Here is a 25,157-nt window from a genome sequence, read left to right as displayed (position 1 = left end):
CGTTAGCTGCCGCGGTTCTCCCCGAGTTCTTCCACGATCGGGTTGCTGGGAATGTCCTTCTCCCGCTCGGCCATCTGCGGGTGGGTGTGGTGCCGGCGGGCGTTCGCCTTGTCCGCGTCGTCGGTCGGGCCGCCCGCGTCGGTCTTCGCGACGGAAGCGGCCACCTGCTCGAAGTTCTCGTACTCCGCCACCGGCAGGGCGCGGAGCGCGCGGACCGTCTCGTCGTCGGCGCCGTTCGCGCGCGCGAATTCGAGCAGCCGGTCCTTGTCCGCGGGGAAGTCCGCGTCGCTCAGTGCGGCCTGCAAGCGTTCGGTCGTCGTCGTTGCCACCATCGTCGTGCTCCTCTCCACCGGGTTGGGTACCGCGTTGGGTGCCCTCTACCGCGGGAGGGGATCTTCAAAGCGCACGGGACGGTCTTGATCCGGTCCGCGCCGAGCGTGGAGGATTCGCGAAGGCGCGCGGACGCCGCCGCGCCCGCTGCCGTCTTGCTACGGTTTCGTCTGTTCGCACCGGCGTCTTCCCCTGGCTCGCCGGTCATGTCTCCGACGATGAAGGTTCGCCATGCGACTCGCATCCCCCAGCATTCCCTCCCGGTACGCCGCGACCGCCGGTGCCATCCTGGCCACCACCATGCTGCTCGCGGGCTGTGACTCCGAGAACGTCGACGACGCGACGTCGGTCGACGAGGACTCGTGGTCCGACTGGTTCTCGTTCGGTGACGACGAGGGTGAGGAGGGCGGCGACTCCGAACAGGCCGACGGCGAGGGCAACGAGGAGGAAGAGGACTCGTGGTCCATCGGTGACTGGTTCTCGTTCGGCGATGACGAGGAGGACGGCGGGGAATCCGAACAGGCCGACGGCGAGGAGGAGGACTCCGGCGGCGAGGACGAGGAGTCGGGTGAGCAGGGCGGCGACCAGGCCGCGATGCCCGACTCCTGCGCCGGCGTCGGTGCCGAGCAGCTCGCCTCCGGCCTTGCCCCGCAGGGCGCCACCGTGGTCGAGGACTCCGGCGGGATCGACGGAGCCCCCGACGCCGAGCAGTTGTCCTGCGTGTGGTCCGAGTCGGGTGGCTCCGGGCAGTCGTTCGCGCTTGTCTTCACGGAGAACGCCGACCCGAGCGCGCGGCTGGACGTGGCGCAGCAGCCCGACGGGGAGGAGATGAACTGGGAGGTGGACATCGACGTCAACGTCGACAACTACCGCACCGCCCAGGCCGACTCGCTCGGCGGGGAGCTCGACTACGTAGCCACGGTCGAAGGGTCGACCAAGAGCCTGCACCTGTCGATGCCCGACGACTTCTACGTCTCTGCCATCGCCGTGTCTTCGGACGCCGGCAAGAAGGACCTGGAGGACGTCGTGTTCCAGGCCGCCGAGCAAGCCAAGGAGTAGGGGCGCCCGCCCGCATGGCGGGCCGGCGCCCCGTTCCGGGTGCTCACTCCTCGATCGGGACCTCCTCGATCTCGCCGAACGGGCCGGCGCGCAGGGTGAGTTCCTCGGTGTCGACCGGCGGGGCGGCGAACACCGCGACAAGGTCGTAGGTGTTGTCCGGCTGCAGCTCGTGCACCTCTTCGGCGAAGCCGCTGGACCCGCCGTTCTCCAGGGTCATTTGCGCGACGTAGCGCACCAGGTCGGTCTCGGGGTCGAGGAGCTGGAAGCCGCCCAGTGAGCCGGAGCTGAACTGCTCCGGACCGCCCGCCTGCTCCTCGCGGTCGGCCCCCATGTCCAGCACGGTGGGCTCATCGGACTCGTTGGTCAGCGCCACCGTGGAGATCACGTAGGCGCCATCGCGGCGCAGCGGGTACACCTCCAGCTTCACGTCGCCCTTCTCCTCGGTGGCGACGACGCTGCCGTTGTCGTCGGTGAACGGCGCCGGCCAGGTGACGGTGCGTTGCGCGACGCCGAGCCCGTCCTCGTCTTCCTCCTCCTGCTCGCCCGAGGCCTGGATGTCGTAGGAGAACTCGACCCGCCGGTTGCGGGCTCGGGCCTCCTCGTCGTCGGGGCCGCCTTCGACGGCCACCGGCTCGGTGCTGCCGCGTCCCTCGACCTCGTAGCTGTAGTCGTCCCCCAGTTCCTCCAGGAGCAGGTCGCGTACGGTCTGCGCGCGCTCCTCGGACAGGTTCTGGTTGTAGGCGTCGGACCCCTTGCCGTCGGTGTGCCCGATAACGGTGATCTCCGAGCCGTCCTCGGAGACGTTGCTCGCCAGCGTCCCGGCCGCCTGGCGCACGACGTCCTCGGCCTCGTCGGTCAGGTCGGACTCGTCGAACTCGAACATTACGTCGGAGTGCAGCGAAATGGTCTCGCGGTCCCCGTCGCGGGTGATGGAGGCGATGTCGGAGTCGACGAAGCTCTCCACCCATCCGGTGTCGGCCTCCGCGTCGTCGTCGGGCGGGCGGTTCTCGAACGTGAGGGTGTCATCCGGCGGGTTGTCGGGCGAGAGATGGTCCGGGCCGTTCGGGTTCTCCGGGCCGGGCCGGTCCTCGTCGACGTCCTGGATGGGGATGCCCGTCATGGCGCCGAGCCCGCTGCCCACGAACGTCACCTGCTCGACGTCCTTGGGGATGGGCGGGAAGTACCTGCGGTACTCGTTGGTGGTCCCGTCGTGCACGGGGTACAGGCCGTCGTTGTTCGGGCTGACGGAGCCGTACTTCAGGCCGTCGCTGTCGACGTACTCGCGGAAGACCTGACCGGTCATGGGGTCGACCAGGGTGTGCGGCATGCTGAGGTTGCGGTTGGCGCCCTCGAAGCCGTCGGGGTATTCGACCTCGTAGTGCAGGACGGTGTGGTCGGGAGTGCGCTCCAGGGCGGTGACGGAGAACCGCATCTCCTCGTCGTTTCCGGTGTCCTGGAAGATCCGCCCCTCCCGGGTGTACGGGAACTCCTCCTTGACCTCCGGCGGGCCGTCGTCGTCGAACAGGCTGCAGCCGCTGAGGAGGAGGCTGCCGGTGGCCAGCAGTGCCATAGCAGGGGTGGGCGTCGTCCGGGCCATGCGAGGGAGCTCCGATCGTTGATGGGGGATCGCCGGGGGTTATCCTCCAGCACTTCCGGCGGTACTGGCGAGTGGAACGATAGTCGGATCCCTGGCCGGGTGCCCGCCGCCCGCCCCACACCCGTTTCGCGCGTGTCGGGTGTGCGTACGCACCACGCCCTCGGAGCCGCCGACGTGGTCAGCCAGCGCACCCGGTCTGTGCCGTTGGCGCGGTTGGCGCGACCGGCGAGAGGGCGGTGCGCCGAGCCGGTCCGGTCGGTGGGCGGGACGAGCGCTGCGGCTATGGTCGGCCTGGTATCGGCGACGCCCAGGAGTGACAGATCAGCCGTGTCGGGCCTCTTGCGCCCCTGCGGCAACGCCTGCGAGTGTGTGGATCCCGGCGTCCCGCCGGGCGCGACTGCGAGTGGTTGGTCTCCTCCCACGGCCAAGGCCTGGGGTCCCAACCGGCGCCAAGGCCGGCTGGTGCGGTTCTTCCTCGCGGGTTCCCGCTGTTCCTGCTACACGGCAGGGCATCCCGAGGCCTCCGCTCCTGCTAAGCGAATTCGCCATGGTTGCGCAGCGGGACCGGCCGGCACCCGTGCGTCGCTGATTATTCCGGCTACCCATTCTGACGAACCAGTGTTCGAAACCGAAGCCAGCGAGCGGCTCCCCCCACAGGTGACGCCAGCCGCCAGGAAGACGATCAACGGCGGTTCTCACGGGGGTCGCCCGAGGACCACTACGACGGCCATGAGACCGCTGATGGCGGGGAACGCGATCATTCGGACAGCGCATGGACCCAACGCGAACGCGAATGCGCGTATGTGGCCGTTTTCGGTCATCTTTAGGCGTTGAAATCGCTATTGTTGTCCTGTTGTCGACCGGCCTCACGCCTTGAGGACGCCAATGCCTGAACACCCCCCGCCCAGCGCTGGCGAACACCCAGACGCGCGACACCGCAGACACCCCGCGCAGGACGCGGGTACCGCGAGCGGACTGCGTGGCCTCCACCTGTGGATCTCCGTGGTTCCAGCCGCCATGGTGATGCTCCTGGCGGTTGCGGCCGTCGTGATCCTGCTCGCCGTCACCCCCTCCGTGCTGACGACCCGCATCGTGCTGGCCATGGCGGCGGGGGGCGCTGTACTTGTCCTGGCCGGTGCGGTCTACGCGGCCACCTACGCCACGGGCCGGATCGAGGAGAGGCTCGAAGCCCTGTGCTCCCTGAGTGCTCGCGGTAACAGCGAATTGCAGCACCTCGTGGAGAAAGTCCGCAACGGTGAAGACGCCGTACCACGCAGTGTCGACGCGCTGCCCGCCGAAACCACCGACGCGTTCGTGCTGCTGGAGTACGACCTGCTCCGTTCGCAAAGCGCCGCGCAGAACACGGTCCTGCAGGTAGCGAACATGAAGCCGGTTGCCGGGTCCGAGCAGCAGGTCGAGGTGTTCGTCAACGTGGCCCGGCGGATGCAGTCGCTCGTGCACCGCGAGATCAGCCTCCTCGACGAGCTGGAAGCCAAGGTCGAGGATCCCGACCTGCTCAAGGGCCTGTTCACGATCGACCACCTCGCCACCCAGATGCGCCGCCAGTCGGAGAGCCTCGCCGTGCTCGGGGGTGCCGCGTCCGGGCGGCGGTGGAGCCGCCCGGTGAACCTGTACGAGGTGTTGCGCTCCGCTGTCGCCGAGGTCGAGTCCTACCCGCGTGTCAAGGTGGTGCCGCCGAGCGCCGGCGCGGTGCACGGCGCCGCCGTCGTCGACGTGATCCACCTGGTCGCCGAGCTCATCGAGAACGCCGCGAAGTTCTCTCCGCCGCACGCCCACGTGGTGGTCCGTGCTGAAGAAGTCGCCGCCGGCGTGGCCGTCGAGGTCGAGGACCGCGGCCTGGGAATGGCTCCCGCCGACCAGCGCCGGATGAACGGCCTGCTCGCTGACCCCGGCCAGGTCAACATCGGTGAGCTGCTGCGCGACGGCCGTATCGGCCTCTACGTGGTCGCGGCCCTCGCCCGCAAACACGGGGCACGGGTCCAGCTCCAGACCAACGTGTACGGCGGTACTCAGGCGGTCGCCGTGCTACCGAGGAGCCTGATCAGCCCGCAGGGCCAGGACACGGGGACGCAGGCGCAGCCGGAGCCCGCCCCGGCACCCGGTGTCCCCGAGACACCGCAGCGCGCTGCCGCGCCGTCGCCGTACGCGGAGCCGCCACCGACCGCGTCCGGGGGCGGTTCCGGTTCGGGGCCGGTGCCGCAGGACACAGGGGCGCAGGTACGCCCGGAACCGACCCCGGCATCGGGCACTTCCCGGCCGCCGCAGTGGCCCACCCCGGCGGCGAGCCACGCGGAGCCGCCACCGACCGCCCCGGGAGGCGGTTCCGGTTCAGGGCCGGTGCCGCAGGACACAGGGGCGCAGGTACGCCCGGAACCAGCCCCGGCATCGGGCACTTCCCGGCCGCCGCAGTGGCCCACCCCGGCGGCGAGCCACGCGGAGCCGCCACCGACCGCCCCGGGAGGCGGTAACGGATCGGGGCCGGTGCCGCAGGACACAGGGGCGCAGGTACGCCCGGAACCAGCCCCGGCATCGGGCACTTCCCGGCCGCCGCAGTGGCCCACCCCGGCGGCGAGCCACGCGGAGCCGCCACCGGCCGCCCCGGGAGGCGGTAACGGATCGGGGCCGGCGCCGCAGGGGACGGGCGAACAGCGGGCCGGTTCGGAGTTCATCTCGCGGCGTCCCGCGTCCACTTCCCTCGCTGCCTCTACAGCACATTCGGCGCCTCCGGGCAACGAGCACCGCCCCCCGCTTCCGCAGCGCCGTGCCCAGACCCACCTGGCCCCCCAGCTGCGCGAGTCCCCCGAACCACGCGACGACGAACCGGGCACCGAGCACTCTCCAGGGCTGATGGCCGCTTTCCAGGGCGGGTTCAGCCAGGCCGAGGAGGAGGACAGGAACAGACCCGGCGACCGCACCGACTGACAACTCGAGCTGAGCACGCATCACACGCCCGCGAAGGAGAGTTCATCCACAATGGTGAGCCCTGTTCCCCCGAGCCAGAATTCGGATCTCGGTTGGCTGCTGAGCAATCTGGTCGAGCGGGTTCCACACACCCGCAGTACCGTCCTGCTGTCAGCCGATGGGCTGACAAAAGCCGTCTACGGCATGGACACCGAAAGCGCGGAGCAGTTGGCTGCGATCGCCTCTGGGCTGTTTTCCCTCGCGCGGGGCACTGGTGCCCGGTTCGGGGGTAGTGACGGTGTTCGGCAGGTAGTAGTTGAACTCGACGACACCATGCTGTTCGTCTCGTCGGCGGGCTTCGGCTCGGTCCTCGCCGTCCTGGCCGGCCGGGAGGCCGACGCCGGGGTACTCGGCTACGAAATGTCACAGCTCATCAAGAGCGTACGGCCGTTCCTGGGGACGCCGGCCCGCTCCGCGCCCGCCGCCCGCCCCGCGACGACCCGCCCCAGTGAGCATGGCGGGCTCTGAGGGCGGCGCATGGCTCGACCACGATGCCGGGCGCCTGGTGCGCCCGTACACAGTGAGTGCGGGGCGCACCAGCCCGACCAACGAGTTGGATCTGGTGTCCATGGTGCGCTCCACTGGTCGGGTCCGCCAGGCACAGCTCGCCCCGGAGCACGCGCAGGCTCTCGGCCTGTGCCAGGACCCGACCTCCGTCGCCGAGGTCGCGGCGCGGCTGCACCTGCCCGCGGTGGTCACCAAGATCCTGCTCTCTGACCTTGTGGACTGCGGCGCGGTGACCACCAGACCCTCCGCCGCTATGGCCAGTCCCACCGACATCAACGTACTGGAGGCGGTGCTCGATGGCCTACGAAAACGGCTCTGAGCTGTTTCCCACCGCGGTCAAGATCCTGATCGCGGGTGGTTTTGGTGTCGGGAAGACAACCCTCATCGGTTCGACGAGCGAGATCGAGCCCCTAAGCACCGAGGAGCTCATTACCGCCGCCAGTATCGGTACCGACAGCCTGCTGGGGGTGGAGGACAAGACCACCACCACGGTGGCCTTCGACTTCGGCCGCATCACTATCGACCCGCAACACATCCTCTACCTGTTCGGCACGCCCGGTCAGGACCGGTTCTGGTTCATGTGGAACGAGCTGTCCACCGGGACGCTGGGCGCGGTCGTGCTGGTCGACGCGCGTCGCCTGGACGCCAGCTTCGACGCGGTTGACTTCTTCGAGCGCCGCGGGATCGACTTCCTTGTCGCCGTCAACGAGTTCGACGACGCTTACCGCTACGACCCCGAGGAGGTGAGTGCGGCTCTCAAACTGCAGCCCAATGTGCCGGTCGTGCTCTGCGACGCGCGCGACCCCCGCTCCGCGACATCCGTACTGGTCACCCTGGTCCAGCAGGTACTTGCGGGCGTTGCGCGCCCCTCGTCGCAGCTCGGCTAGCCACCCGATGAACTGCCTGGAATGGAGCCCTCCCAATGAACGCTGAACCCGCAGGACACCTACTTACCCCCGTAGACCAGGAAGCACCGCGCCGGATGGAGCGGCTGCGCGAACTCGGACTGGGCGATCACCCGGACCCGGAGTTCGACGAGTTCGCGCGCGACCTGGGGACCACCACGGGCGCGCCGTTCGCGATGGTCAACTTCATCGATGAGACCCGCCAGTACTTCGCCGGGCTGCACGCCGCCGCGCAGGGGCAGGCCGCCAACGCGCTGGCGGAACCCGCGGCCACCTCGGAGCCGGACCGGATCATGGCACGCGACCACGGGTACTGCCCGCACGTGGTGGTGCGGCGTCTTCCGCTGGTGCTGGACGACGTCTGCGACTACCCGCGGTTCGCCGGTAACCCGGTGGTCGACACGATCGGGATCCGTTCGTACATGGGCGCCCCCCTGATCGACCGCACAGGGATGACCCTCGGCACGATCTGCGTCGTGGACCGCGAGCCGCGGCCGTGGGGCCGTCCCGGCCTGGAGCTCATCAAGCAGCGCGCCGCGGAGCTCATGCGGCTCGTGCACCGGCGCGAGGGAATCGAGACCGCGAGCTAGCACGAAGGCCGGGAGGAACGAGGACCGCGGTCCAGGAGGTTCCTCCCGGCCTCGGCCGCCCAGCGCGCGGGGGCGGCGGTCTTTCTAGAGCACGGCCTCGGATTCCAGGCGGTCGGCGAGCTGGTCCGACCACTGCCGGTTGTGGCGGCCCAGCGCGACTTCGCTCAGCCGGAGCAACTGGATGTCGGAGGTGCCCGCCGGGGCGAATATGTGGTGCGCGTCGCGCAGGTAGCGTTCGATCGGCCGGTCGGTATAGAGGCCGCTGGCGGCGTGCATCTCCATGGCGCTGCGCGCGGAGTCGAGGGCGTTCTCGACGTTGACGAGCTTGGCGTTCATCAGCTCGGCGTCGCAGGGCAGCGCCTGGTCCAGCATGTGCACCGCGTGGTAGAGCGCCAGCCGGCTGGTCATCAGCCGCGACTGTATCTGCCCCAGCTTCATCTTGATCGTGGGGAGCTCGCTCAGTGGTGCGCCGTAGCGGTGCTGGCTGGTGCAGTACCCGGTGGTCTCCTCCAGGATCGCCTGGTGGATTCCCAGGGAGACCGCGGCGAGGTTGGCCCTGCCGTACAGCACGCTCGACGAGTACGCGACGGCCAGGCCATCGCCCTCGGATCCGAGGAGGTTCCCAGCGGGAACCCGGCAATCATCGAAAACCAGCTCGCCGAAACTGAAGCCGTGTAGGCCCATGGCGGCGCGGTGCGGCCCGAGCGAGAGGCCGGGGCGGTCCGACTCCACCAGGAACGCCGACAGTCCTTTGGACCCGTCTCCGGTGCGGACGATGACGCCGTGCAGGTCGCCGACGTGGCTGTTGCCGACGAACACCTTCCGGCCGTTGAGGATGTAGTCGTCGCCGTCGCGCACCGCGTTCGCCGCCATACCAAGGACGTGCCCGCCGGACTCGGACTCGGTCACGGCGATCGTCGGTAGGCACTCGCCAGTGGCGATGGCGGGTAACCAGGTTTTCTGCTGTAGCTCGTTGCCGAAGTGCACGATCTTGGCGACCCCGAGCTGCGACGCCTGGACCATGGCGCCCATGGCCCCGCTGACCCGCGACAGTTCCTCGATGATGACGGTCTTGGCCAGGTGGCCCAGGCCCATGCCGCCGAAGCTCGGCCCGATGGTGGCCCCGATCCACCCCTGCTTGGCGATCAGCCGGGACAGCTCGTCCGCGACGGACCGCGACTCTTCCATGCTGGGGACTTTGGGGAGCACCTCGGACTCCGCGAAATCGCGAACCTCGTTCCGTAGGAGTTCGATACGCTCTGTAGTGAACGGGCCGGACATGCGGCTCTCCTCACGAGTCGGCGATCGGTGCGGGACGGTCCCCGCGGGCGTGGCAGCACCCGGCGGCTCATCCTGGGGCGCCCGCACGCATATGGTCCAAATGTCCGAGGTAAATCTCAAGTCATGTTTGGCTTGTGGTGCGTGTGAATGGCCGTGATGCGCGTCATCTCCTGTTCGTGATTGGCGTGACGGCCGCGTGGCACTGCCTCCGAGCGGCATCCTTACCTCGTGTGACGGCGCTGTGGCCGGTTTGGCGGACGCGCCGCGAGGATCGCGGAATTCTGTGTGACAGTGGCGTTCCAGCTCCCGATTCGTGTCCGTAACAGCGATTTCCGGGCTGTCCGATACTGAGTCCGGTGCTTTCGGTCCCGCGCTGGACCCGGGCGCCGCAACGGCATGGGGCACCCGCGTAGTTCGCCTCGGCGGGTGTGAGAATTGCGCCATGTCCGGCAGTCCGCCGCCCCGATGGCCGCGCGCCGCGATGTTCGCCGCGGTGTGTGTCGGCGTGTCCGTCGCCGGGCACGCTCTGACCTCCGGTCACGCGGTCGCGCCCACCAGTGTGGCTGCCGGGTTCCTGCTGGTCCTCTGGATCGCCTACGCGCTCACCGGCCGGGAGCTCAGGTTCTGGCCCATCTGCGGCTGGATGGTGTGGGGGCAGCTTGCGCTGCACCCGATCCTGTCCGTCGGCCAGCCCTCCGCGGCCGCGCCGGCGGCATCCGCCGGCCACGGCGCCCACGCGGTGCCGCTGGAATCCTCCGCCGACGGCGGTCTCGCGATGCTCTTCGCGCACCTACTGGCCTCGGTGGTCAGCGCGTGGTGGCTGCGGCAGGGGGAGTCCTCGGTCTTCGCGCTCCTGCGGATCTTCCGGACCGTGCTCCGGGACGCGCTGATCCGTCTGGTCATCGACCCCGGGCAGGTACCGGCACGGCATCCCGGCCGCGTGCGGTCGTACCCCCGCGCGGCGCCCCGCGGCCCGGCGGCGCAGTTCCTGCGGCATGTCGTGGTGAGCCGCGGCCCGCCAGTGCCCTCCTGAACCGACCCGTACCACCGCCGCGCGGACCGCGCGGCGGCTCCCGCCCGCATGCCCGCATTCCCATGCCCGCGTGCGGCCGGGCGAGTAGGCCACGTTTCGCCGGCGGCGCGTCCCGCACGCGCGCCGGGTTGTTCTGGAAGGCACCTCATGACCTCTTCGCAACACCTCCCCGACACCGATCCTGTGCCCCCTGACGCGGGCACCCCAGCGCAAAGCCCGCGCCGGCCGGGAGCGCCACCTGGTGGGCGGCGCTCCGCCTGGTCGCTGCTGCGTCCCGCTCTGCTGCGGCTGCACTTCTACGCCGGCGTCCTGGTGGCGCCGTTCCTGCTGGTGGCCGCCACGTCGGGACTGCTGTACGCGTTCTCCCCGCAGATCGAGCAGGCCGTCTACGCCGACGAGCTGCGCGTCCCCGTCGGGGACGAGCGGATTCCGCTGGCGGACCAGGTCGCGGCGGCCGCCGACGCGCATCCCGAGGGAACCCTGAACGCGGTGCGCCTCGGCGAGGACCCCGACGAGAGCACCCGGGTCCTGTTCGACGAGCCCGGCCTGGAGGAGAGCCACCGCACGGGGGTCTTCGTCGACCCCTACACCGGCGAGGTTCTCGGCAAGCTGGACAGCTACGGAAGCAGTGGTGCGCTCCCGGTCCGTTCCTGGATCTCCGAGCTGCACCGCCACCTGCACCTGGGCGATCCCGGACGGGTCTACAGCGAGCTCGCGGCGAGCTGGCTCTGGGCGGTCGCCGGCGGGGGTGTGCTGCTGTGGGTGTCCAAGCGGCGCGGTCAACGCCGGATTCGGGGCGTCCTGGCCCCCGACAACCGCGCGCGCGGCCGCAACCGGGCCATGTCCTGGCACGGCTCCGTCGGAATCTGGGCGGTCGCGGGCTTCTTCGTGCTTTCCGCGACCGGCCTGACCTGGTCGACGTACGCGGGCGACAACATCGGCAAGATCCGCGAGGCGATGAACTGGCAGACCCCGGCGCTCAGCGCCGCCGAGGAGGCTCCCGGAGACGCCGGACGAGGCTCCTCCGGCGCGGGAGCGGACGCGGCGCGGGATGTCGGGGTGGACAGGGCGCTGGAGTCGGCCCGCGCGGCCGGGATGAGCGGCCCCGTCGAGGTCAGCCTGCCCGCCTCCGCCGAGGAGCCCTACATCGTCCAGCAGACGTCGCGAGAGTGGCCCGCCCACCGGGGCTCGGTTGCGGTCGACCAGCAGAACGGCGAGGTCGTCGAGGAGCTGCGGTTCACCGACTTCCCGTTCATGGCCAAGCTGACCGCCTGGGGTATCGCGTTCCACATGGGCCTGCTCTTCGGGCTGCCGAACCAACTGCTGCTCGCGGCTACCGCGCTGTCGGTCATCGGCCTGGTGATCCTGGGCTACCGGATGTGGTTCCAGCGCCGCCCCACGGCGAGCGGCGGGTTCGCGCCGGGCCGGCCGTTCCCGCGCGGGGCCTGGCGGACGCTGCCGCTGGGTACCCGCGTCCTCCTCGTGGCCGCGGCAGTGGGAATCGGCGTGTTGCTGCCGGTGTTCGGTGTCTCGCTGCTGCTGTTCCTCGTCGTTGACGGCGTGGTCGCGGCAGGGCGGCGGCGCCGGAACCGGCGGGTATCCGGGCCGGAAACCAGCCCGGAACCGCGGTCCCGGGCTGTGGCGGACTGACGCTGCCCGAGACGCACGGGGCGGGCGCACCGCGCCCGCCCCGTGCGGGGACTACCGGTCGGAAGCCGCCGCGATCCGGACCGGGGCCCGCCCGCGCCGGGGAAGCATCACGCACACTCCCCGCCGGCGCGGGACCCCGGATCCTGGGTGCTCTGGCCCGGCAGCACCGCCGCTGCGCCCAGGGAGTACCAGGTCCGGTTCAGGTACACCAGTGGCGAGCGGGGGAACCGGCCGGCGCGCACGCCCACGATGCGAAGCAGCACCACGGTGGAGTCGCCGGCGGCTATGCGGTTGACGATCCGCCCGCGCAGCCAGGTGTCCACGCCACCGAGCAGCGGCTCGCCCGTGGCCAGCCTGGTCCACCCGACCGGGCCGGCGAACCGGTCGATCCCGCTGGTCGCGAAGCGCCTGGCGAGCTCCACCTGCTCGGCGCCGATCAGGTGGACGACCGCGGTCTCGGCGTTGCCGATGACCGGGGCGGCCGACGCGCCCGACGAGAGGGTGAACAGCAACAACGCCGGATCCGCCGAAACCGGGGTGACCGACGTGGCGGTCAGTCCGGCCGGGCCGGTGCCGTCGTCGGCGGTGACAATGGCAACGCCCGCCGGATGGTTCCGGAACGCGGCCCGGAAGTCGTCGGCCGCGACCGTCCCGGGTGTGGGGCGCCGGGCGTCGCCGGCAGCAGTGCCGATGGACGCGCGCGCGTCACGGTATGACATGCGACCACCTTCGGCGTTCGTCCTCGACTCAGCTTTCTTGCAGGTCAAGGAAGACCCATTGGGAGTCCGGCGCGAGACCGGACAGCCACTTTCCGCAGTTCTGCAGCACCACCGGCCCGGACGTGACGTGCTGGGTGCCCGCGTGCAGGTCGCGGAAGAACCGTTGCAGGGCGCCCCGCCGCAGCGCCGCTGTGGCCGCCCACTTGTGCACGATCGCGCCCGCGGCCTGCACGGACCAGGTCGTGTTGTTCAGCATCAGCCGGGTGAGTGTCTCCTGCTCGGTGCTGAGGAGCTCCCCCCGGTCCAGGGTGGCCTCGTTGTCCGCCCAGACCTCCATGGCCCATGCGCGCGCCGACCGCAGCTTGCTCTCGGCGTCCGCGTACTCGGCGTGGAACTGGTCGGTGTCGACGGAGGCGTTCGGCGCGCCGGTCTTCTTCCGGACCAGCTCGCGCATCTCGTCCAGCATCCGGCGCCCCACCCCGAGCGCCCAGCCGGTGTGGCAGATGCCGGACATGTTTGCCAGGCCCATGCGGTAGATCGCGCCGCCGATGTGGGCCTCCATCGTGGCGACCTGGTAGACGTGGCTGTCCGGAACGAACACGTCGTCCAACGTGTAGTCGATGCTGTAGGTGGCCCGGAGCCCCATCACGTCCCAGTTGTCGATCAGCGCGGCCTTCTCCTTGGGCAGCGTGAACACCAGCGCCTCGCCGGTCTCCGCGCAGAACGCCGCGGTGTGGATGTGGCTCGCCAATGAGATGCCCGACGCGAAGTGCCAGTGGCCGGTGACGCGGTAGCCGCCGTCGACCTTGGCGGCCGTGCCGAGCTTGGTTCCCTGCCCCGCGATCACCGCGTAGCGGTCGTTCTCCACATCGGGGTACAGGTCCCGCGCGGCCTCGTGCCCGAGGTAGGCGGCCGTGGTCCCGGTGACCATCTGCAGCGCCATGAATGCCCATCCCGTCGAGGCGTCCTCATACGAGATGCGGGCGATGGTCTCGATGACCTGGCGCGGGGAGAACTCGTAGCCACCGAGCTCGCGCGGAATCCCCACTTTCAGCGCGCCGGTCTCGCGAAGTACCTCTGCTACCTCGTCCGTGAGGTTGTTCTGTTCCTCGCACTTCTCTGCGTTGTCGCGCAGGATGTGGCTGGCTTTGTCAATGCGCGCCATCAGTGCGTTGAACTCGTCGCTGACGTTGATTCCGGAGGTGGCGGGTGCTTGAGTGGCCATGCGTTCCCAATCCTTACGAGGCCGCTGTGCTCTCCTGGGCGGTGATCCACCGGATCACCGGTACGACAGTGTGATCGGAGTTCGCCTCGAACGTGAGGCCGTGCCCGTTGCCGGTGACTCCGTAGTCGGGCAGGTGCAGGTGCTCGGCCGAGGCGCCCAGAGTGGTCAGGAACCCGGCGATGTGCGGAGCGAACTCGGCGAAGGCCGACGCGCCCCCGCTGACCACCGAGATCGGTGTCCCGGCCAGTCCGGGGACGCGCAGCGTGGCCGGGTCGGCGCGCTCGGCGTCCTCCGGGCGGGCCAACTCGGGCTGGTAGCCGATCCGGTGCGCGGTGAGGCCCCAGGAGAGCTTGCCCATCCCGGGCACAACCGCGAACGGGGGACCGATGGGCTCGATCGCCACGATCGCGGCGACCGCGTCCGGGCGGGCGTCGGCGGCCAGCCAGCCGGGCGCCGCTCCGGCGGAGTGTGTCACCAGCACCGCCGGGCCGACGATGTCGAGCAGCCTGGCCAGCCGGTCCGCGTCCATCCGCTGGGACTCGGCCAGATCGGCGGGCAGCGGCCCCATTGGGCAGAGCAGTTGGTCCAGATCGCCGGAGCCGATGTCGCGCCCGTAGGTCCATTGGGACTGCTCGGGCTCCGCGGCGTCCGGCAGGAACAGGTCCTTGGCCGCCTCGTAGGGGAACTGGCCGCCCATGGCGCCGACCACGTCGGGGTGATACGGCGAGCGGCCGTGGCCGCAGCGGTCGACCACGTACACCGCGAAACCCGCCTCGACGAGCCGGGTCGCCCACCCTGGGCGGCCGTCGGGGGTGCCGGTCCAGTCGGTTCCCTGACCGCCGCCGCCATGCACCAGGACCAGCGGGTACGGGCGGGCGGCGTGCGGTGGGGCCTCCCACTGCACGAACATCGGTGCTCGCTGGACGGTTCCGCCGGTGGTCGCGACCCGCTCGCCCGGGATCCAGAACTGGCCGCGCCGCAGGGTGATCTGGTGGTTGGCCGCCGCGTGCGGCGCGAGCGTGGACGCCATAGCACATTCCTTGCTACTCGGTCGGGCTCCGGAGTTGGTTGGTCGCGCGCTGGACTGCCCACCCGGCGCTCGCCGGGCGCCTCGATACTCTCGGCGGCACCGGTTCCCGGTGGCCGATTCTCCCGATGCCCCGCGCAGGGGGGCGCAAAACCGGGGTCGCGTTCTCGGCGTAGGCCATCGCACAGCTCCTGCGTTCGCGGTCGGCACCGCTCCGACAACCGGGCCGGTTGGGTGCACGCTACGGCGCGTGACGCGCGGTCGCACCGCGCGAGAGCGCAGGGAACTGTGGAACGCGCGCACGATCCCGTGCCGGCCGCGTCCCCTCTGCGAGTCCGGTGAGCGCTGGAGCGGTTCTTTGTGTGACTCAGGTCACCGTGCTGCGCCCGTGAGGTGTGACACAGTGAAGTGACCAGTCCAACGCACGCCCCTCAGCCGCATCGACCCCGACTGTGAGCCGTTGGAGACGAGATGGCGTCACTGGTGGACGACTTGGTGGCCGCCGGCCTGGCGGAACCGGACAACGGACCGAAGGTCGCGTTCGACTCGTGGACCGATGCCGTTCGGCGCAGCGTTCTGCGGTTCCATTTCGACTGCGACCGCCCCGGCACATTCACGGGCTCGCTGAGCAGCCGCTCGCTGGCCGGGGTCAGCTTCATCTCCATGGAGTGCGGCAAGCACGCCGCCTACCGCGACAGCGCGACGATTTCTCCCGCCGACGCCGGGTACTACCTGATGACACTGCAGATGTCCGGGGAGTTCCGGCTCTCCCAGGAGGGACGCACCGCCGTGCTCCGGCCGGGCGCGTTCGCCATCTACGACTCCTCCAAGCCCACCGAGATCACCTCAAGCGACGACTACAAGTCGGTGTGCGTCAGGTTCCCCAAGACGCGGATTGGGGCGGCCCGGTCGCACGATCCACTGGCCGAGATCACCGCGACCCCGTTCGAGTGCGGCCCCGGCCTGTCATCGGCCGTGTGGACCATGGTGCTCGGGCTGAACCGGAACCTGGAGTCGCTCGGCAGCAGCGGACCCCTCGCCATCCGCACCATGATGGAGCTGGTGACGGCGATGCTGCGGAGCGAGCTCGGCCAGCCGGACCTCGGCGCGACGGGGCAGCACGGCGCGCTGCTGGCCCGGATCCACGAGTACATCGACGCCCAGCTCGCCAACCCGGGCCTGAGCCCCCGCACAATCGCGGCCGCGCACTACATCTCCCCGCGGCACCTGCACCACCTCTTCGAGCGGACGGACCACACTGTGGCGGCGTGGATCCGCAACCGGCGCATCGAGATGGCCCAGCGCGACCTCGCCGACCCGCGCATGGCAGACGTCCCGGTCGCGGCCATCGCGGCGCGGCGCGGGTTCCGCGACTCCTCGCACTTCGGGCAGGTATTCAAGCGGGAGACGGGCCTGACACCGGCGGAGTACCGGCGCGCGGCCCTGGCCGCGCGCCGGCGCGAGTAGATCGGCGATGCGGGACCGCCGGGTGGCTGCCGGCCGCGCCCGCCGTCCTCGGGCGCGGCCGTGCCTTGGCGACCCCGTGTACTGCCCGCTCTTCGCGCGGAACCCGGCACGCGCCGGCCCTATCCGGACTCCCGGATCACCAGGTGCGTGTCGAGCAGTACCGTCTCCGGCTCCCGGCGTTCCGTTCCGGGGAGCGTCTCGGTAGGCCACGTGATCTGGTTCGCGAGCAACCGCGCCATCTCCCAGCCCATCCGCTCGGCGGGTTGGTGGACCGTGGTGAGCGGCGGGTCGGCGTGCAGCGCGAGCGTGATGTCGTCGTAGCCGACCAGGGCGACGTCGCCGGGGACGGTGCGGCCGGACTCCCGCAGCACCCGCAGCGCCGCCACGGCCATCACGTCCGAGGCGACGAACACCGCGTCGAGGTCGGGCGCGGTGTGGAGCAGCTCCCGCATGGCCCGCGTACCGCCCTCGAAACTGAAGTCCGCCGTGGCGATCCGCTCGGGCAGCACCTCGTGGCCGGCATCGCGGAGGGCCTGCTCGTAGCCGCGCAGCCGCTCCACGCCGGCCGCCATGTCCCGGGGGCCGGTGACCGTCCCGATTGCGCGCCGCCCGCTCTGCAGCAGGTGCCGGGTGGCCATCTGGCCGCCGCCAACGTTGTCGATCTCGACGAAGCTCAGACGTTCCTGCTCCCGGCCGAGCGGGCGGCCGCCGTGCACCAGTGGCAGCCCCGATTCCGCCAGCCGCTTCGGCAAGGGGTCGTCCCGGTGCTCCGAGACGATGAGCACCCCGTCGACGTGGTCCTCGGTCAGGTACTGGCTCGCTCGCTCGTGCTGCACCCCCGAGCCGACCATGGTCAGCATGAGCTGCAGCCCGCGCTCGTTCAGCGCCGCGCTGACCCCTTTGATGATCTGCGCGAAGAACGGCTCGGCGAAGATCCGTTCGTGCGGCTCGGTGACGACCAGCGCCACGGTGTCGGTGCGCCGGGTGACCAGGGTGCGCGCCGAATGGTTGGGGACGTAGCCCAGCTCGGCCACCGCGCGCAGCACGGCCTGCCTGGTCTGCTCCGCCACGCTCGCGGAGTCGTTGATCACACGCGACACCGTGCCGCGCCCCACGCCCGCCCGCTCGGCGACCATCTCCAGTGTCGGGCGCTGCCCGCCGTCCATGACCGTCCCCCAACTTGTGCTGATCTTCGGCGCACCGACATGGCCCGGACGCGCACGGCTCCATCCTCGCGCACGTCCGGGCCGCTTTCCGCGTCTCAGTCGCACGTCAGCCGTTTTCGGTGGGTGGCAATGATCCCGTGGCCGCGAGCTCGCCGTACCACCGGCCGCTGTCCTTGACGGTCCTGGTCTGGGTCTCGTAGTTGACGTAGACGATGCCGAACCGCTCGCTGTAGCCGTAGGCCCATTCGAAGTTGTCCAGCAGGGTCCACACGAAGAAGCCCTTGATGGGCGCACCCGCCGCAAGGGCGGCGTGCGTGGCCCGCACGTGCCCGGCCAGGAACTCAAGGCGGTCGGGGTCATGCACCGCGCCGTCGGTGCTGACCTCGTCCCGGTAGGAGGCGCCGCACTCCGTCACGTACAGCGGCACCTCCGGGTAGTCCACGGCCAGCCGGACCAGCAGCTCGGTCAGGCCGCTCGGGTCCACCGCCCAGTCCTGGTCGGTGCGGATCTCTGTGCCCCGCAGCATGGCGATATCGCCGCACCCCACGTAGGCCGTGCCGGCGCCATCGGGTTCCAGTAGGGCGGGTTCGACCCCCTCGGCCGATCCCGCCACCCAGGCCGGGCTGTAGTAGTTGATGCCCAGGAAGTCCAGCGGCGCCGCGATGGTGGCGAGGTCGCCGTCGCGCACGAAGCCGAAGTCGGAGATCTCGGCGAGGTCCGCCCGGATGTCGCCGGGGTAGCGCCCCTCGAACAGCGGGTCGAGGAAGATCCGGTTGCGCATGCCGTCGACCTGGCGCGCGGCGTCGATGTCGGCCACCGTGCCGCTGTTCGGCCGGATCGGTTGGGCATTGAGCGTGATCCCGACGGTTGGCGCGCCCTGCTCGCGGAGCGCCGTGGCCGCCAGGCCGTGGCCGAGCAGCAGGTGGTGCGCGGCCGCGAGCGAGGCGGCCGGCTCCTGGCGCCCCGGCGCGTGCTGCCCGGAGGCGTAGCCCAGGAACGCCGCCACCCAGGGCTCGTTCAGCGTGCACCAGGTGTCCACCCGGTCACCGAGCCGGCGGTGGGCGATGGCGGCGTACTCGGCGAACCGTAGCGCGGTGTCCCGGGCCGGCCAGCCCCCGGCGTCCTCCAGCGGCTGCGGAAGGTCCCAGTGGTACAGCGTCGGCCACGGCCGGATTCCGGCGGCGAGCAGCTCGTCCACAAGCCGGTCGTAGAAGTCCAGGCCAGCGGCGTTTTCGGGGCCGCTGCCCGTCGGCTGGATCCGCGGCCAGGCCAGTGAGAACCGGTAGTGGCCGATCCCCATCGACCGGATCAGCGCGACGTCCTCGTGGAACAGCCGGTAATGGTCCGCGGCCGGATCTCCGGTGTCGCCACCCTGGATCCGGCCCGGCTCCGCGGTGAACGTGTCCCAGATGCTCACGCCGCGCCCGTCGGTGCGGGTGGCGCCCTCGACCTGGAAGGCGGCGGTTCCGGCGCCCCAGACGAAGCCCGTGGGGAACCGTGTTTCGGTAGTGGTCTCCGGCTCCGGCCAGGGCGGGGTGTCCACGACAGACGAGCGGGATGAGAGAGAGTAGTGGGTAGTCACCCTTTGATCGCACCTTCCATGATGCCGCCGATGAGGTGGCGGCCGAATACGACGAAGACCAGCAGTAGGGGCAGGGTGGCGAGGGCCGCTCCGGTGAACATCAGGGCGAAGTTGGTCGTGTAGCCCTCATTGAGCTGGTTGATCGAGACCTGCACGGTGGGGTTGCTGGGACCCAGCACCGCGATCGGCCAGATGAACTCGTTCCAGTTCTGCATGAAGGTCAGCAGCCCGAGCACCGCCATGGCCGGGCGGAGCGCCGGCAGCACCACGCTGAAGAAGGTCCGCGGCATCGAGCATCCGTCCATCCGCGCCGACTCGATCAGCTCGGTGGGGACGCCTTGCAGGGCGTACTGCCGCATCATGAACACGCCGAACCCGGTGACCATGAACGGCACGATGACCGCCTGGAGATCGCCGCGCCAACTGAACGCGTCCATCATGATCAGCATGGGCACGACCGCCATCTGGATCGGCACCATCATCGTGAGAATGACAGCGAGAGTGATGGCGTTGCGCCCGGTGAAGCGCAGCTTGGCCAGAGCGAAACCCGCCAGCGAGCAGAACAGCACCACGGAGAACGCGGTGACCGAGGCGACGATGAGGGAGTTCAGCAGGCCGAGCGCGAAGTTCGCCTGCTCGTTCTGCAGCGTCTGAACGACGTTCTCGGTGAGCTCCCCGCCGGGCGTGATCGCGGGCGGGCGCTGGGCGATGGCCGCGTTGCCGCGCGTGGCCACGACGAACATCCAGTACAGCGGGAACACTGACAGCAGCACTGTCAGGAGTAGCGCGACATAGGTGAGGGGGTTGGCTTCCCGCGTCCCCCCGGGCCTTGAGCGGGTGCGCCGTCGCCGTGAGCCGCCGGAGGCGGACTCCTTTCCGTCGGCGCGGGTGGACGTAGTCATCGACGTCATCTCCTCTCCTTCATCCCGCGCTGCGGATGCGGCTGACGAACAGTATGTTGATGAGCGCGAACACCACGATCAGCAGGAAGATGACCCAGGCGATCGCGGAGCCGTAGCCGAAGTTCTGCCGCTCCATCGCCTCCTGGAACATCAGCATCGCCACGGTCTGGAACTGGCCCTGCGTTCCGCCCGCGACGCCCTGGCCGAAGATCACCGGCTCGGTGAAGAGCTGCATCTGGCCGATCGTGCCGATGATGACGGTGAACATGATCGTCGGGCGCACCATGGGGATGGTGATCTGGGCGAACTGCCGCAGCCTGGAGGCGCCGTCGATGGCGGCGGCCTCGTAGAGGTCCCGGGGGATCGCCTGCATCGCCGCCAGGTAGATCAGCGTGTTGAACCCGATCCAGCGCCAGTCGATCATCACGGCGATCGCCGTCCAGGACGCGAGGCGGTTGTTGGGCCAGTCGACGCCGCCGACGCCGATCATCTCCAGGGCGTAGTTGATCAGCCCGAACTCCCGGCCGAACAACTGGCCGAAGATGATCGCCATCGCGGCGATCGAGGTGATGTAGGGGATGATGATGCCCACGCGGAAGAACCCGCGGAACCGGAGCCGCCGGTTCAGCGTGTCGGCCAGCAGCAGCGCGATCAGCAGTTGCGGCACGATCGCCAGCAGGAAGATGCCGAGCGTGTTGACCAGCGCCTGCCAGAACTTGCCGTCGCCGAGCAGGCCCGCGTAGTTCTCCAGGCCGATGAAGCCTTGGTTGCCGGTGAGCAGGCCCCACTCGTGCAGCGAGATCCAGAACGTGAACAGCACCGGGAACAGGCCGAACATCCCGAACAGGATGAAGTACGGCGACACGAACAGGTACGGCGAGAGCCGGACGTCGAGCCGGGAGCGCAGGGCGGCGCGCCGTTCCCGGCGTTCGCGCTGCGCGGGGTCGGGGCCTTCCCGCGGCGCGCCGGGCGAGGATTCCTCGTCTCGGGAACGCGCGCCGCTTTTCACGACACTCATTTCCAGGGTTCCCCTTGTCGGTTCAGCGGGAGCGGGTGGTCGGCGGCGACCCGGCCGTGGGAGGGGTAGGAACGGCCGGGTCGCCAGCCACCCGTGGATCAGCCGGTTATTCGGCGATCCGTTCGGCCTCCTCAACGGCCTGCGCCCAGGCCTCGTCCCGATCGGCGTTGCCCTGCTCCCACGAGAGCAGCGCTTCGGCGTTCGTGGCCTGCTGCACCGGGAAGTGGTTGAGGCCGAAGTAGACCGGCTCCAGCTCCAGGGCGCCCTCGGCGTAGATCTCGCCGACCGGTGCGTCGCTGAAGTACTCGTTGGTGTGGTTCTGGACGGCGTCGCTTTCCAGCGTCTCCGGGGAGGAGGGCAGGTTGTTGCGCGCCTCCCAGGCACCCTGGTGCCCCTCAGGGCTGGTCAGGAACTGGGCGAGCTGCGCGGCCTCTTCGGGGTGCTCGGTCTGGGTGGGCACGCCCAGCCAGGAGCCGCCCCAGTTGCCGCCGTTACCGGGCACCTCGGCGACGTCCCACTTTCCGGCGTTGTCCTCGCCGGCGTTCTCCTCGATCTGGCCGAGCATCCAGGCCGGGCACGGCATCGTGGCGAAGGCGCCTTCCTGGATCGCGGCGGTCCAGTCGTCGGACCACATCTCCAGCTCGGCGGTGAGGTCGTTCTCGATCATCTGCCCGGAGATGTCCCAGGCGCGCTCGACGGCCTCGCTCTCCTCGATGATCAGCTCGTCGTCCTTGTTGAAGAACATCACGTCGCCGGACTGGCGCATGATGGCGTTGCTGAACTCCGAGGTGGTGTCGGCGAACGAGGCATCCACGTCGGACTCCTCGAACTCCTTGCCGACCTCGATGAAGTCGTCCCAGGTCTCCCACTGGGACGAGAGCTCCTCGCGGTCGGTGGACAGGCCCGCCTCCTCGTAGAGGTCGGCGCGGTAGCAGATGCCCATCCCGCCGATGTCGGTGCCCAGCCCGAGGAGCTTGCCATCGGGGGTGTGCCCCATCTCCCACTTCCAGTCCAGGAAGGAGTCCTCCATGTCGCCGGCCCCGTACTCGTTGAGGTCGTGGAAGGAGTCGCTCGTCTGCATGACGTCGAGCAGGATGCCCTCCTCGATCGCCACCACGTCACCGAGGCCGTCGTCGGCGGCGAGGTTCTGGGTGAGCTGATCGTTCCAGTCCTCCACCTCGCCGTAGACGCGCTCCTCGACGGCGATCCCGGTGTCCTCCTCGAACTCCTTCAGTAACTCCTCATAGCCGAAGGTGCCGAATGTTTCGATGACCAGCTCGACCTCGCCGTCGTCGGTCGTGCCGCAGCCGGATGCCACCAGCAGGGCTCCGCTGCTCACTACGGCGGCGACACCTCGTGCGCCGCGCGCGCGTCCTTTCATGGGTCCTCCTAAACCGATCACGACTCCGCCGCGTCCCCCCGACACCCACAGCTTGGGAGCGCTCCCATATGGGAGCGCTCCCATAGGATCGTGTGACGCGCATAACGTCAATCCCCCGACATGTGGGAGAAACGGGATCGTTACCTGGGTCACATGGCGGGCGGGGGGAGCGCCCGGGCCGCGCGCCGCTGGCTCGGCTACCGGGGATCGCCGAGGATTGCCAGGTCAGCGCGGTGGCGCGTGGGCGTGATCACGGTGGCGTTGTGCTCGTCGCTGGCGAGCGCCCATTCCCGCGCTTCCCACCACGTCTTCCCGTAGCGCGCGTGCCGGGCGATCAGCCGCGCGAGGCGGGTCTTGTTCCCGGGTTCCAGGAACCACGCCTCGTCGAGCAGCCCGCGCACCGCGGCCCATGGGCCGGTCTCGAGCAACAGGTAGTTCCCTTCGGTGATGACCAGAGGCACGTCCGGGGGAACGGCGATCGCGCCCGCGTAGGACTCCTCCACATCCCGGTGGAACTCCGGCGCGTACACCGTCTCGCCGCCGGGCGCGCGCAACCGCCGGAGCAGTGCGACGTACCCGGCGGCGTCGAACGTGTCGGGGGCGCCCTTGCGGTCCCGCCTGTCCAGGCGCCGCAGTTCGGCCTCGGCGAGATGGAAACCGTCCATCGGCACGAGCGCCGCCTCCGAGCCCAGGTCCGCGCGGAGCTTCGCGGCGACGGTTCCCTTACCGGAGCCCGGAGCTCCGGTGATCCCCAGGAGACGACGCTGGCCGGATTCGGCCAGCAACCGTGCCCGCCCGACGAGTTCGTCCCACGTGTACGGGTGCGCCGGTTCTCCAGTGTCCACACGCTCCCCCTTCGCTCGTGGTGGTTGTTCCTCCAGGATTCATCTGTACAAGATCACACACCGGCGTACCGTTGCCCCGTGCAGCCGCAACGGTCGAGCGGAGACCCGGCGCAAGGACGGCACCGAACCGCAGGAGCGGCCCGCGGATCCCGAAAAGAAGAGCTGGGAGCACTCCGCTGTGGGAACCAAGCCGGAGTGGCGGCCGGGTCTGCTCCGCGCTCGGGGATCCGTACGCCGGAGCACCTCTGGACCGCGTGAAGGCGGAGGGCCGCCCTACGCCGGCCTTTCGCCCACGCGCGCTGTCCCGTTCGCCGCGCGTTAGCAGCGTACGGAGCATGAGCGGGGCCGGCTCAGCCGAGGGCGTCGCGCAGCGAGGTGAGCAGGCCCGGAGTGGCCGCCGGGGGCGGCGCCTGGACACACAACTGCCCCATGATCTCCAGGTAGCGATGGGTGTCGTCGCGCTTGTCGAGGTACACAGCGCTGTGGAGCTGTTCGAGGTAGACGATGTCGGGCAGGTCCGGCGCGGCGAACCGCAGGATGGTGAAGGCCCCGCCCGCGGCCGAGTGCCCACCGTACGCGAACGGCATGACCTGCAGCGTGACATTCGGCAGCTCGGAGATCTCCAGCAGGTAGTTGATCTGGTCGCGCAGCACCTTGGCATGGCCGTAGGGCCGGCGTAACGCCGCCTCGTCCACGACTGCCCAGTACCGGGGCGCATCCGGTGTGAAGAGGCGCTCCTGGCGCTGCATCCGCATGCTGATCCGCTGCTCCACCTCGGTGCTGGGGGAGGTCGCGTGGTTCAGCTGGATGACCGCGCGGGCGTATTCCTCGGTCTGCAGCAGACCGGGCACGAACTGTAGTTCGTACGTGCGGATGACGGACGCGCTCTCCTCCAGTTCGACGTAGCCCTCGAACCAGCTCGGCAGGATGTCGTCGTACTTCTGCCACCAGCTCGGGGTGTTGGCGCAGTCGGCGAGCGCGAGCAGAGTGGCCCGCTCCTGCGGGTCGCTGACGTTGTAAAGGGTGAGCAGGTCGGCGACCTCGCTGGATCTGATCCGGAGCTGCCCCTGCTCCACCCCGTTGATCTTGGAAGGCGACATGCTGATCGCTTGTGCCGCCTTCTCGGACGAGAGCCCTTTGGCCGTTCGCAGCCGTTGCAGCTGCGAACCCAGCAGGATCCGTAGCACCGCGGACCCGCCCTGAGCGTCGCTGTGCACAAGGCCGGCCGCCACACTGTCCTCCGCAGGGATCATGCACCCTCCCCTTTAGCATCCCTCATTGCGGATGAACAATGAGAATAGCGAATAAATGGTAAAGCGAACCTTGTCCTGCGCCGTGAGAATCCTGTGCCGGGGTACACGGCCCTGCCCAACTCCGGTCGCGCGCCGGCAGGGCGGGGGGTCGCAGGGCAGCGGGCGGCCCCGTGCGGTCCGCGTACTGCGGGTGTGACGTATGTGACGTTCAGGACCGGCCACGGGTTCGCGGTGATTCGTGTCACTTCACCGACCTCACCGACCTCACTGGCCCCGGTTGCCCGTACTGGATGGTAACCCAGGAGTGGGCGGTCCCCACCCGGCCGCGGCGCCGCCGCGGGCCGGCCGCTGTGCGAATGGATGCTCAGCGGCCTGGCGGCGTGCCTGTGGAAGGGAGAGGCCTCCGGCGAGATAGGTAGGCGGCGCGGCAGGGGAGCGGGTCCTGCGGGGCGCACGTTACCCACGCCACCGCGGACCGGAAACCCCCGCGCGCCGCCGCGTCGGGAATGAGTGGTCCCGACGGGCGAAACCGGACAAGTGCCACGGTGACGGTCCGGCCGAAAACGGGCATGCGTCAATCGGGCCGGGGGTCGAGGGCGTGGGGGTTCGTCCTCCCGGCACTCGTTTATTGACGGTAC

At 69.9% G+C, this 25,157-nt stretch carries 22 protein-coding genes; 9 read left to right on the top strand and 13 right to left on the bottom strand.

Annotated elements, in window-relative coordinates; all coding sequences use genetic code 11:
- Window positions 1-2: 2 nt before the first annotated feature.
- Window positions 3-332 carry a DUF2795 domain-containing protein gene (locus F4561_RS26235; protein ID WP_184582684.1) on the bottom strand — a complete coding sequence of 110 codons (330 nt, stop codon included), beginning with the start codon at window positions 330-332 and terminating at the stop codon, window positions 3-5.
- Between the two features lie 229 nt (window positions 333-561).
- On the opposite strand from F4561_RS26235, the gene F4561_RS26230 reads away from it, so the two are divergent.
- The gene (locus tag F4561_RS26230) at window positions 562-1,389 is read left to right on the top strand and encodes a hypothetical protein (protein WP_184582683.1); all 828 of its coding nucleotides are present in this window, start codon (window positions 562-564) and stop codon (window positions 1,387-1,389) included.
- A 43-nt stretch (window positions 1,390-1,432) separates the two neighbouring features.
- Here F4561_RS26230 and F4561_RS26225 read toward each other — a convergent pair whose 3' ends face one another.
- Window positions 1,433-2,986 carry an OmpA family protein gene (locus tag F4561_RS26225; protein WP_184582681.1) on the bottom strand — a complete coding sequence of 518 codons (1,554 nt, stop codon included), beginning with the start codon at window positions 2,984-2,986 and terminating at the stop codon, window positions 1,433-1,435.
- 885 nt (window positions 2,987-3,871) lie between these two features.
- Here F4561_RS26225 and F4561_RS26220 point away from each other — a divergent pair.
- Genes F4561_RS26220 through F4561_RS26200 form a run of 5 tightly spaced genes read left to right on the top strand, consistent with a single transcriptional unit; the run spans window position 3,872 to window position 7,970 of the window.
- Window positions 3,872-5,929, top strand: coding sequence for a sensor histidine kinase (locus F4561_RS26220; RefSeq protein ID WP_184582679.1), 2,058 nt, complete (start codon window positions 3,872-3,874; stop codon window positions 5,927-5,929).
- A 51-nt stretch (window positions 5,930-5,980) separates the two neighbouring features.
- Window positions 5,981-6,436, top strand: a complete 456-nt coding sequence (locus F4561_RS26215) for a roadblock/LC7 domain-containing protein (protein ID WP_184582677.1) — start codon at window positions 5,981-5,983, stop codon at window positions 6,434-6,436.
- A complete protein-coding gene (locus F4561_RS26210) occupies window positions 6,423-6,794 on the top strand; it encodes a DUF742 domain-containing protein (RefSeq protein WP_184582675.1) in 372 nt (123 codons plus the stop codon). Before F4561_RS26215 ends, F4561_RS26210 begins: the two co-directional genes overlap by 14 nt.
- Window positions 6,772-7,362 carry a GTP-binding protein gene (locus F4561_RS26205; RefSeq protein ID WP_184582673.1) on the top strand — a complete coding sequence of 197 codons (591 nt, stop codon included), beginning with the start codon at window positions 6,772-6,774 and terminating at the stop codon, window positions 7,360-7,362. Before F4561_RS26210 ends, F4561_RS26205 begins: the two co-directional genes overlap by 23 nt.
- 35 nt (window positions 7,363-7,397) lie before the next feature.
- The gene (locus tag F4561_RS26200; RefSeq protein ID WP_184582671.1) at window positions 7,398-7,970 is read left to right on the top strand and encodes a GAF domain-containing protein; all 573 of its coding nucleotides are present in this window, start codon (window positions 7,398-7,400) and stop codon (window positions 7,968-7,970) included.
- A gap of 84 nt (window positions 7,971-8,054) precedes the next feature.
- Here the strand turns inward: F4561_RS26200 and F4561_RS26195 are convergent, their stop codons facing one another.
- Entirely contained in the window at window positions 8,055-9,251 is a 1,197-nt protein-coding gene (locus F4561_RS26195) for an acyl-CoA dehydrogenase family protein (RefSeq protein WP_184582669.1), read from the bottom strand.
- 442 nt (window positions 9,252-9,693) lie between these two features.
- Between F4561_RS26195 and F4561_RS26190 the strand changes: the two genes are divergently transcribed.
- Both F4561_RS26190 and F4561_RS26185 read left to right on the top strand, forming a co-directional pair.
- Window positions 9,694-10,284: a hypothetical protein gene (locus tag F4561_RS26190; protein WP_184582667.1), complete on the top strand. Its 591-nt coding sequence runs from the start codon at window positions 9,694-9,696 to the stop codon at window positions 10,282-10,284.
- 147 nt (window positions 10,285-10,431) lie between these two features.
- A complete protein-coding gene (locus F4561_RS26185; protein ID WP_184582665.1) occupies window positions 10,432-11,934 on the top strand; it encodes a PepSY-associated TM helix domain-containing protein in 1,503 nt (500 codons plus the stop codon).
- Between the two features lie 107 nt (window positions 11,935-12,041).
- Here F4561_RS26185 and F4561_RS26180 read toward each other — a convergent pair whose 3' ends face one another.
- The 3 genes from F4561_RS26180 to F4561_RS26170 are packed head-to-tail and all read right to left on the bottom strand — an operon-like array spanning window position 12,042 to window position 14,908.
- Window positions 12,042-12,653, bottom strand: a complete 612-nt coding sequence (locus F4561_RS26180; protein ID WP_184582663.1) for a flavin reductase family protein — start codon at window positions 12,651-12,653, stop codon at window positions 12,042-12,044.
- A gap of 28 nt (window positions 12,654-12,681) precedes the next feature.
- The gene (locus F4561_RS26175) at window positions 12,682-13,878 is read right to left on the bottom strand and encodes an acyl-CoA dehydrogenase family protein (RefSeq protein WP_184582661.1); all 1,197 of its coding nucleotides are present in this window, start codon (window positions 13,876-13,878) and stop codon (window positions 12,682-12,684) included.
- A gap of 13 nt (window positions 13,879-13,891) precedes the next feature.
- Complete coding sequence (locus F4561_RS26170) at window positions 13,892-14,908, bottom strand: alpha/beta fold hydrolase (protein ID WP_184582659.1); 1,017 nt, start codon at window positions 14,906-14,908, stop codon at window positions 13,892-13,894.
- Between the two features lie 468 nt (window positions 14,909-15,376).
- On the opposite strand from F4561_RS26170, the gene F4561_RS26165 reads away from it, so the two are divergent.
- Window positions 15,377-16,372: an AraC-like ligand-binding domain-containing protein gene (locus F4561_RS26165; RefSeq protein ID WP_184582657.1), complete on the top strand. Its 996-nt coding sequence runs from the start codon at window positions 15,377-15,379 to the stop codon at window positions 16,370-16,372.
- A 119-nt stretch (window positions 16,373-16,491) separates the two neighbouring features.
- On the opposite strand, the gene F4561_RS26160 is transcribed toward F4561_RS26165, so the two are convergent.
- The 7 genes from F4561_RS26160 to F4561_RS26130 all read right to left on the bottom strand — a co-directional run bounded on the left by F4561_RS26160 (window position 16,492) and on the right by F4561_RS26130 (window position 24,519).
- A complete protein-coding gene (locus F4561_RS26160; RefSeq protein WP_184582655.1) occupies window positions 16,492-17,538 on the bottom strand; it encodes a LacI family DNA-binding transcriptional regulator in 1,047 nt (348 codons plus the stop codon).
- Window positions 17,539-17,644: 106 nt separating this feature from the next.
- Entirely contained in the window at window positions 17,645-19,081 is a 1,437-nt protein-coding gene (locus F4561_RS26155) for a GH1 family beta-glucosidase (protein ID WP_184584198.1), read from the bottom strand.
- A gap of 35 nt (window positions 19,082-19,116) precedes the next feature.
- Window positions 19,117-20,022 carry a carbohydrate ABC transporter permease gene (locus F4561_RS26150; RefSeq protein WP_184584196.1) on the bottom strand — a complete coding sequence of 302 codons (906 nt, stop codon included), beginning with the start codon at window positions 20,020-20,022 and terminating at the stop codon, window positions 19,117-19,119.
- Window positions 20,023-20,041: 19 nt separating this feature from the next.
- Complete coding sequence (locus tag F4561_RS26145; RefSeq protein ID WP_184582653.1) at window positions 20,042-21,040, bottom strand: carbohydrate ABC transporter permease; 999 nt, start codon at window positions 21,038-21,040, stop codon at window positions 20,042-20,044.
- Window positions 21,041-21,146: 106 nt separating this feature from the next.
- Window positions 21,147-22,421, bottom strand: coding sequence for an ABC transporter substrate-binding protein (locus F4561_RS26140; protein ID WP_184582651.1), 1,275 nt, complete (start codon window positions 22,419-22,421; stop codon window positions 21,147-21,149).
- A gap of 197 nt (window positions 22,422-22,618) precedes the next feature.
- A complete protein-coding gene (locus tag F4561_RS26135) occupies window positions 22,619-23,266 on the bottom strand; it encodes a nucleoside/nucleotide kinase family protein (RefSeq protein ID WP_184582649.1) in 648 nt (215 codons plus the stop codon).
- A gap of 350 nt (window positions 23,267-23,616) precedes the next feature.
- Entirely contained in the window at window positions 23,617-24,519 is a 903-nt protein-coding gene (locus F4561_RS26130) for a Sco1979 family transcriptional regulator (RefSeq protein WP_184582647.1), read from the bottom strand.
- Window positions 24,520-25,157: the final 638 nt, after the last annotated feature.

The organism is Lipingzhangella halophila, from assembly GCF_014203805.1.
GTDB classification, from domain to species: Bacteria; Actinomycetota; Actinomycetes; order Streptosporangiales; family Streptosporangiaceae; genus Lipingzhangella; species Lipingzhangella halophila.
This window is presented reverse-complemented; position numbering and strand designations above follow the sequence as displayed.

Excerpts from the sequence above, each read along its gene's own strand:
- F4561_RS26165 (WP_184582657.1), top strand. The coding sequence starts at position 15,377 with ATGGCGTCACTGGTGGACGACTTGGTGGCCGCCGGCCTGGCGGAACCG.
- F4561_RS26145 (WP_184582653.1), bottom strand. The coding sequence starts at position 21,040 with ATGAGTGTCGTGAAAAGCGGCGCGCGTTCCCGAGACGAGGAATCCTCG.
- F4561_RS26220 (WP_184582679.1), top strand. The coding sequence starts at position 3,872 with ATGCCTGAACACCCCCCGCCCAGCGCTGGCGAACACCCAGACGCGCGA.
- F4561_RS26140 (WP_184582651.1), bottom strand. The coding sequence starts at position 22,421 with ATGAAAGGACGCGCGCGCGGCGCACGAGGTGTCGCCGCCGTAGTGAGC.
- F4561_RS26210 (WP_184582675.1), top strand. The coding sequence starts at position 6,423 with ATGGCGGGCTCTGAGGGCGGCGCATGGCTCGACCACGATGCCGGGCGC.
- F4561_RS26215 (WP_184582677.1), top strand. The coding sequence starts at position 5,981 with ATGGTGAGCCCTGTTCCCCCGAGCCAGAATTCGGATCTCGGTTGGCTG.
- F4561_RS26235 (WP_184582684.1), bottom strand. The coding sequence starts at position 332 with ATGGTGGCAACGACGACGACCGAACGCTTGCAGGCCGCACTGAGCGAC.
- F4561_RS26160 (WP_184582655.1), bottom strand. The coding sequence starts at position 17,538 with ATGGACGGCGGGCAGCGCCCGACACTGGAGATGGTCGCCGAGCGGGCG.
- F4561_RS26200 (WP_184582671.1), top strand. The coding sequence starts at position 7,398 with ATGAACGCTGAACCCGCAGGACACCTACTTACCCCCGTAGACCAGGAA.
- F4561_RS26190 (WP_184582667.1), top strand. The coding sequence starts at position 9,694 with ATGTCCGGCAGTCCGCCGCCCCGATGGCCGCGCGCCGCGATGTTCGCC.
- F4561_RS26175 (WP_184582661.1), bottom strand. The coding sequence starts at position 13,878 with ATGGCCACTCAAGCACCCGCCACCTCCGGAATCAACGTCAGCGACGAG.
- F4561_RS26195 (WP_184582669.1), bottom strand. The coding sequence starts at position 9,251 with ATGTCCGGCCCGTTCACTACAGAGCGTATCGAACTCCTACGGAACGAG.
- F4561_RS26130 (WP_184582647.1), bottom strand. The coding sequence starts at position 24,519 with ATGATCCCTGCGGAGGACAGTGTGGCGGCCGGCCTTGTGCACAGCGAC.
- F4561_RS26180 (WP_184582663.1), bottom strand. The coding sequence starts at position 12,653 with ATGTCATACCGTGACGCGCGCGCGTCCATCGGCACTGCTGCCGGCGAC.
- F4561_RS26185 (WP_184582665.1), top strand. The coding sequence starts at position 10,432 with ATGACCTCTTCGCAACACCTCCCCGACACCGATCCTGTGCCCCCTGAC.
- F4561_RS26150 (WP_184584196.1), bottom strand. The coding sequence starts at position 20,022 with ATGACTACGTCCACCCGCGCCGACGGAAAGGAGTCCGCCTCCGGCGGC.
- F4561_RS26205 (WP_184582673.1), top strand. The coding sequence starts at position 6,772 with ATGGCCTACGAAAACGGCTCTGAGCTGTTTCCCACCGCGGTCAAGATC.
- F4561_RS26170 (WP_184582659.1), bottom strand. The coding sequence starts at position 14,908 with ATGGCGTCCACGCTCGCGCCGCACGCGGCGGCCAACCACCAGATCACC.
- F4561_RS26230 (WP_184582683.1), top strand. The coding sequence starts at position 562 with ATGCGACTCGCATCCCCCAGCATTCCCTCCCGGTACGCCGCGACCGCC.
- F4561_RS26225 (WP_184582681.1), bottom strand. The coding sequence starts at position 2,986 with ATGGCCCGGACGACGCCCACCCCTGCTATGGCACTGCTGGCCACCGGC.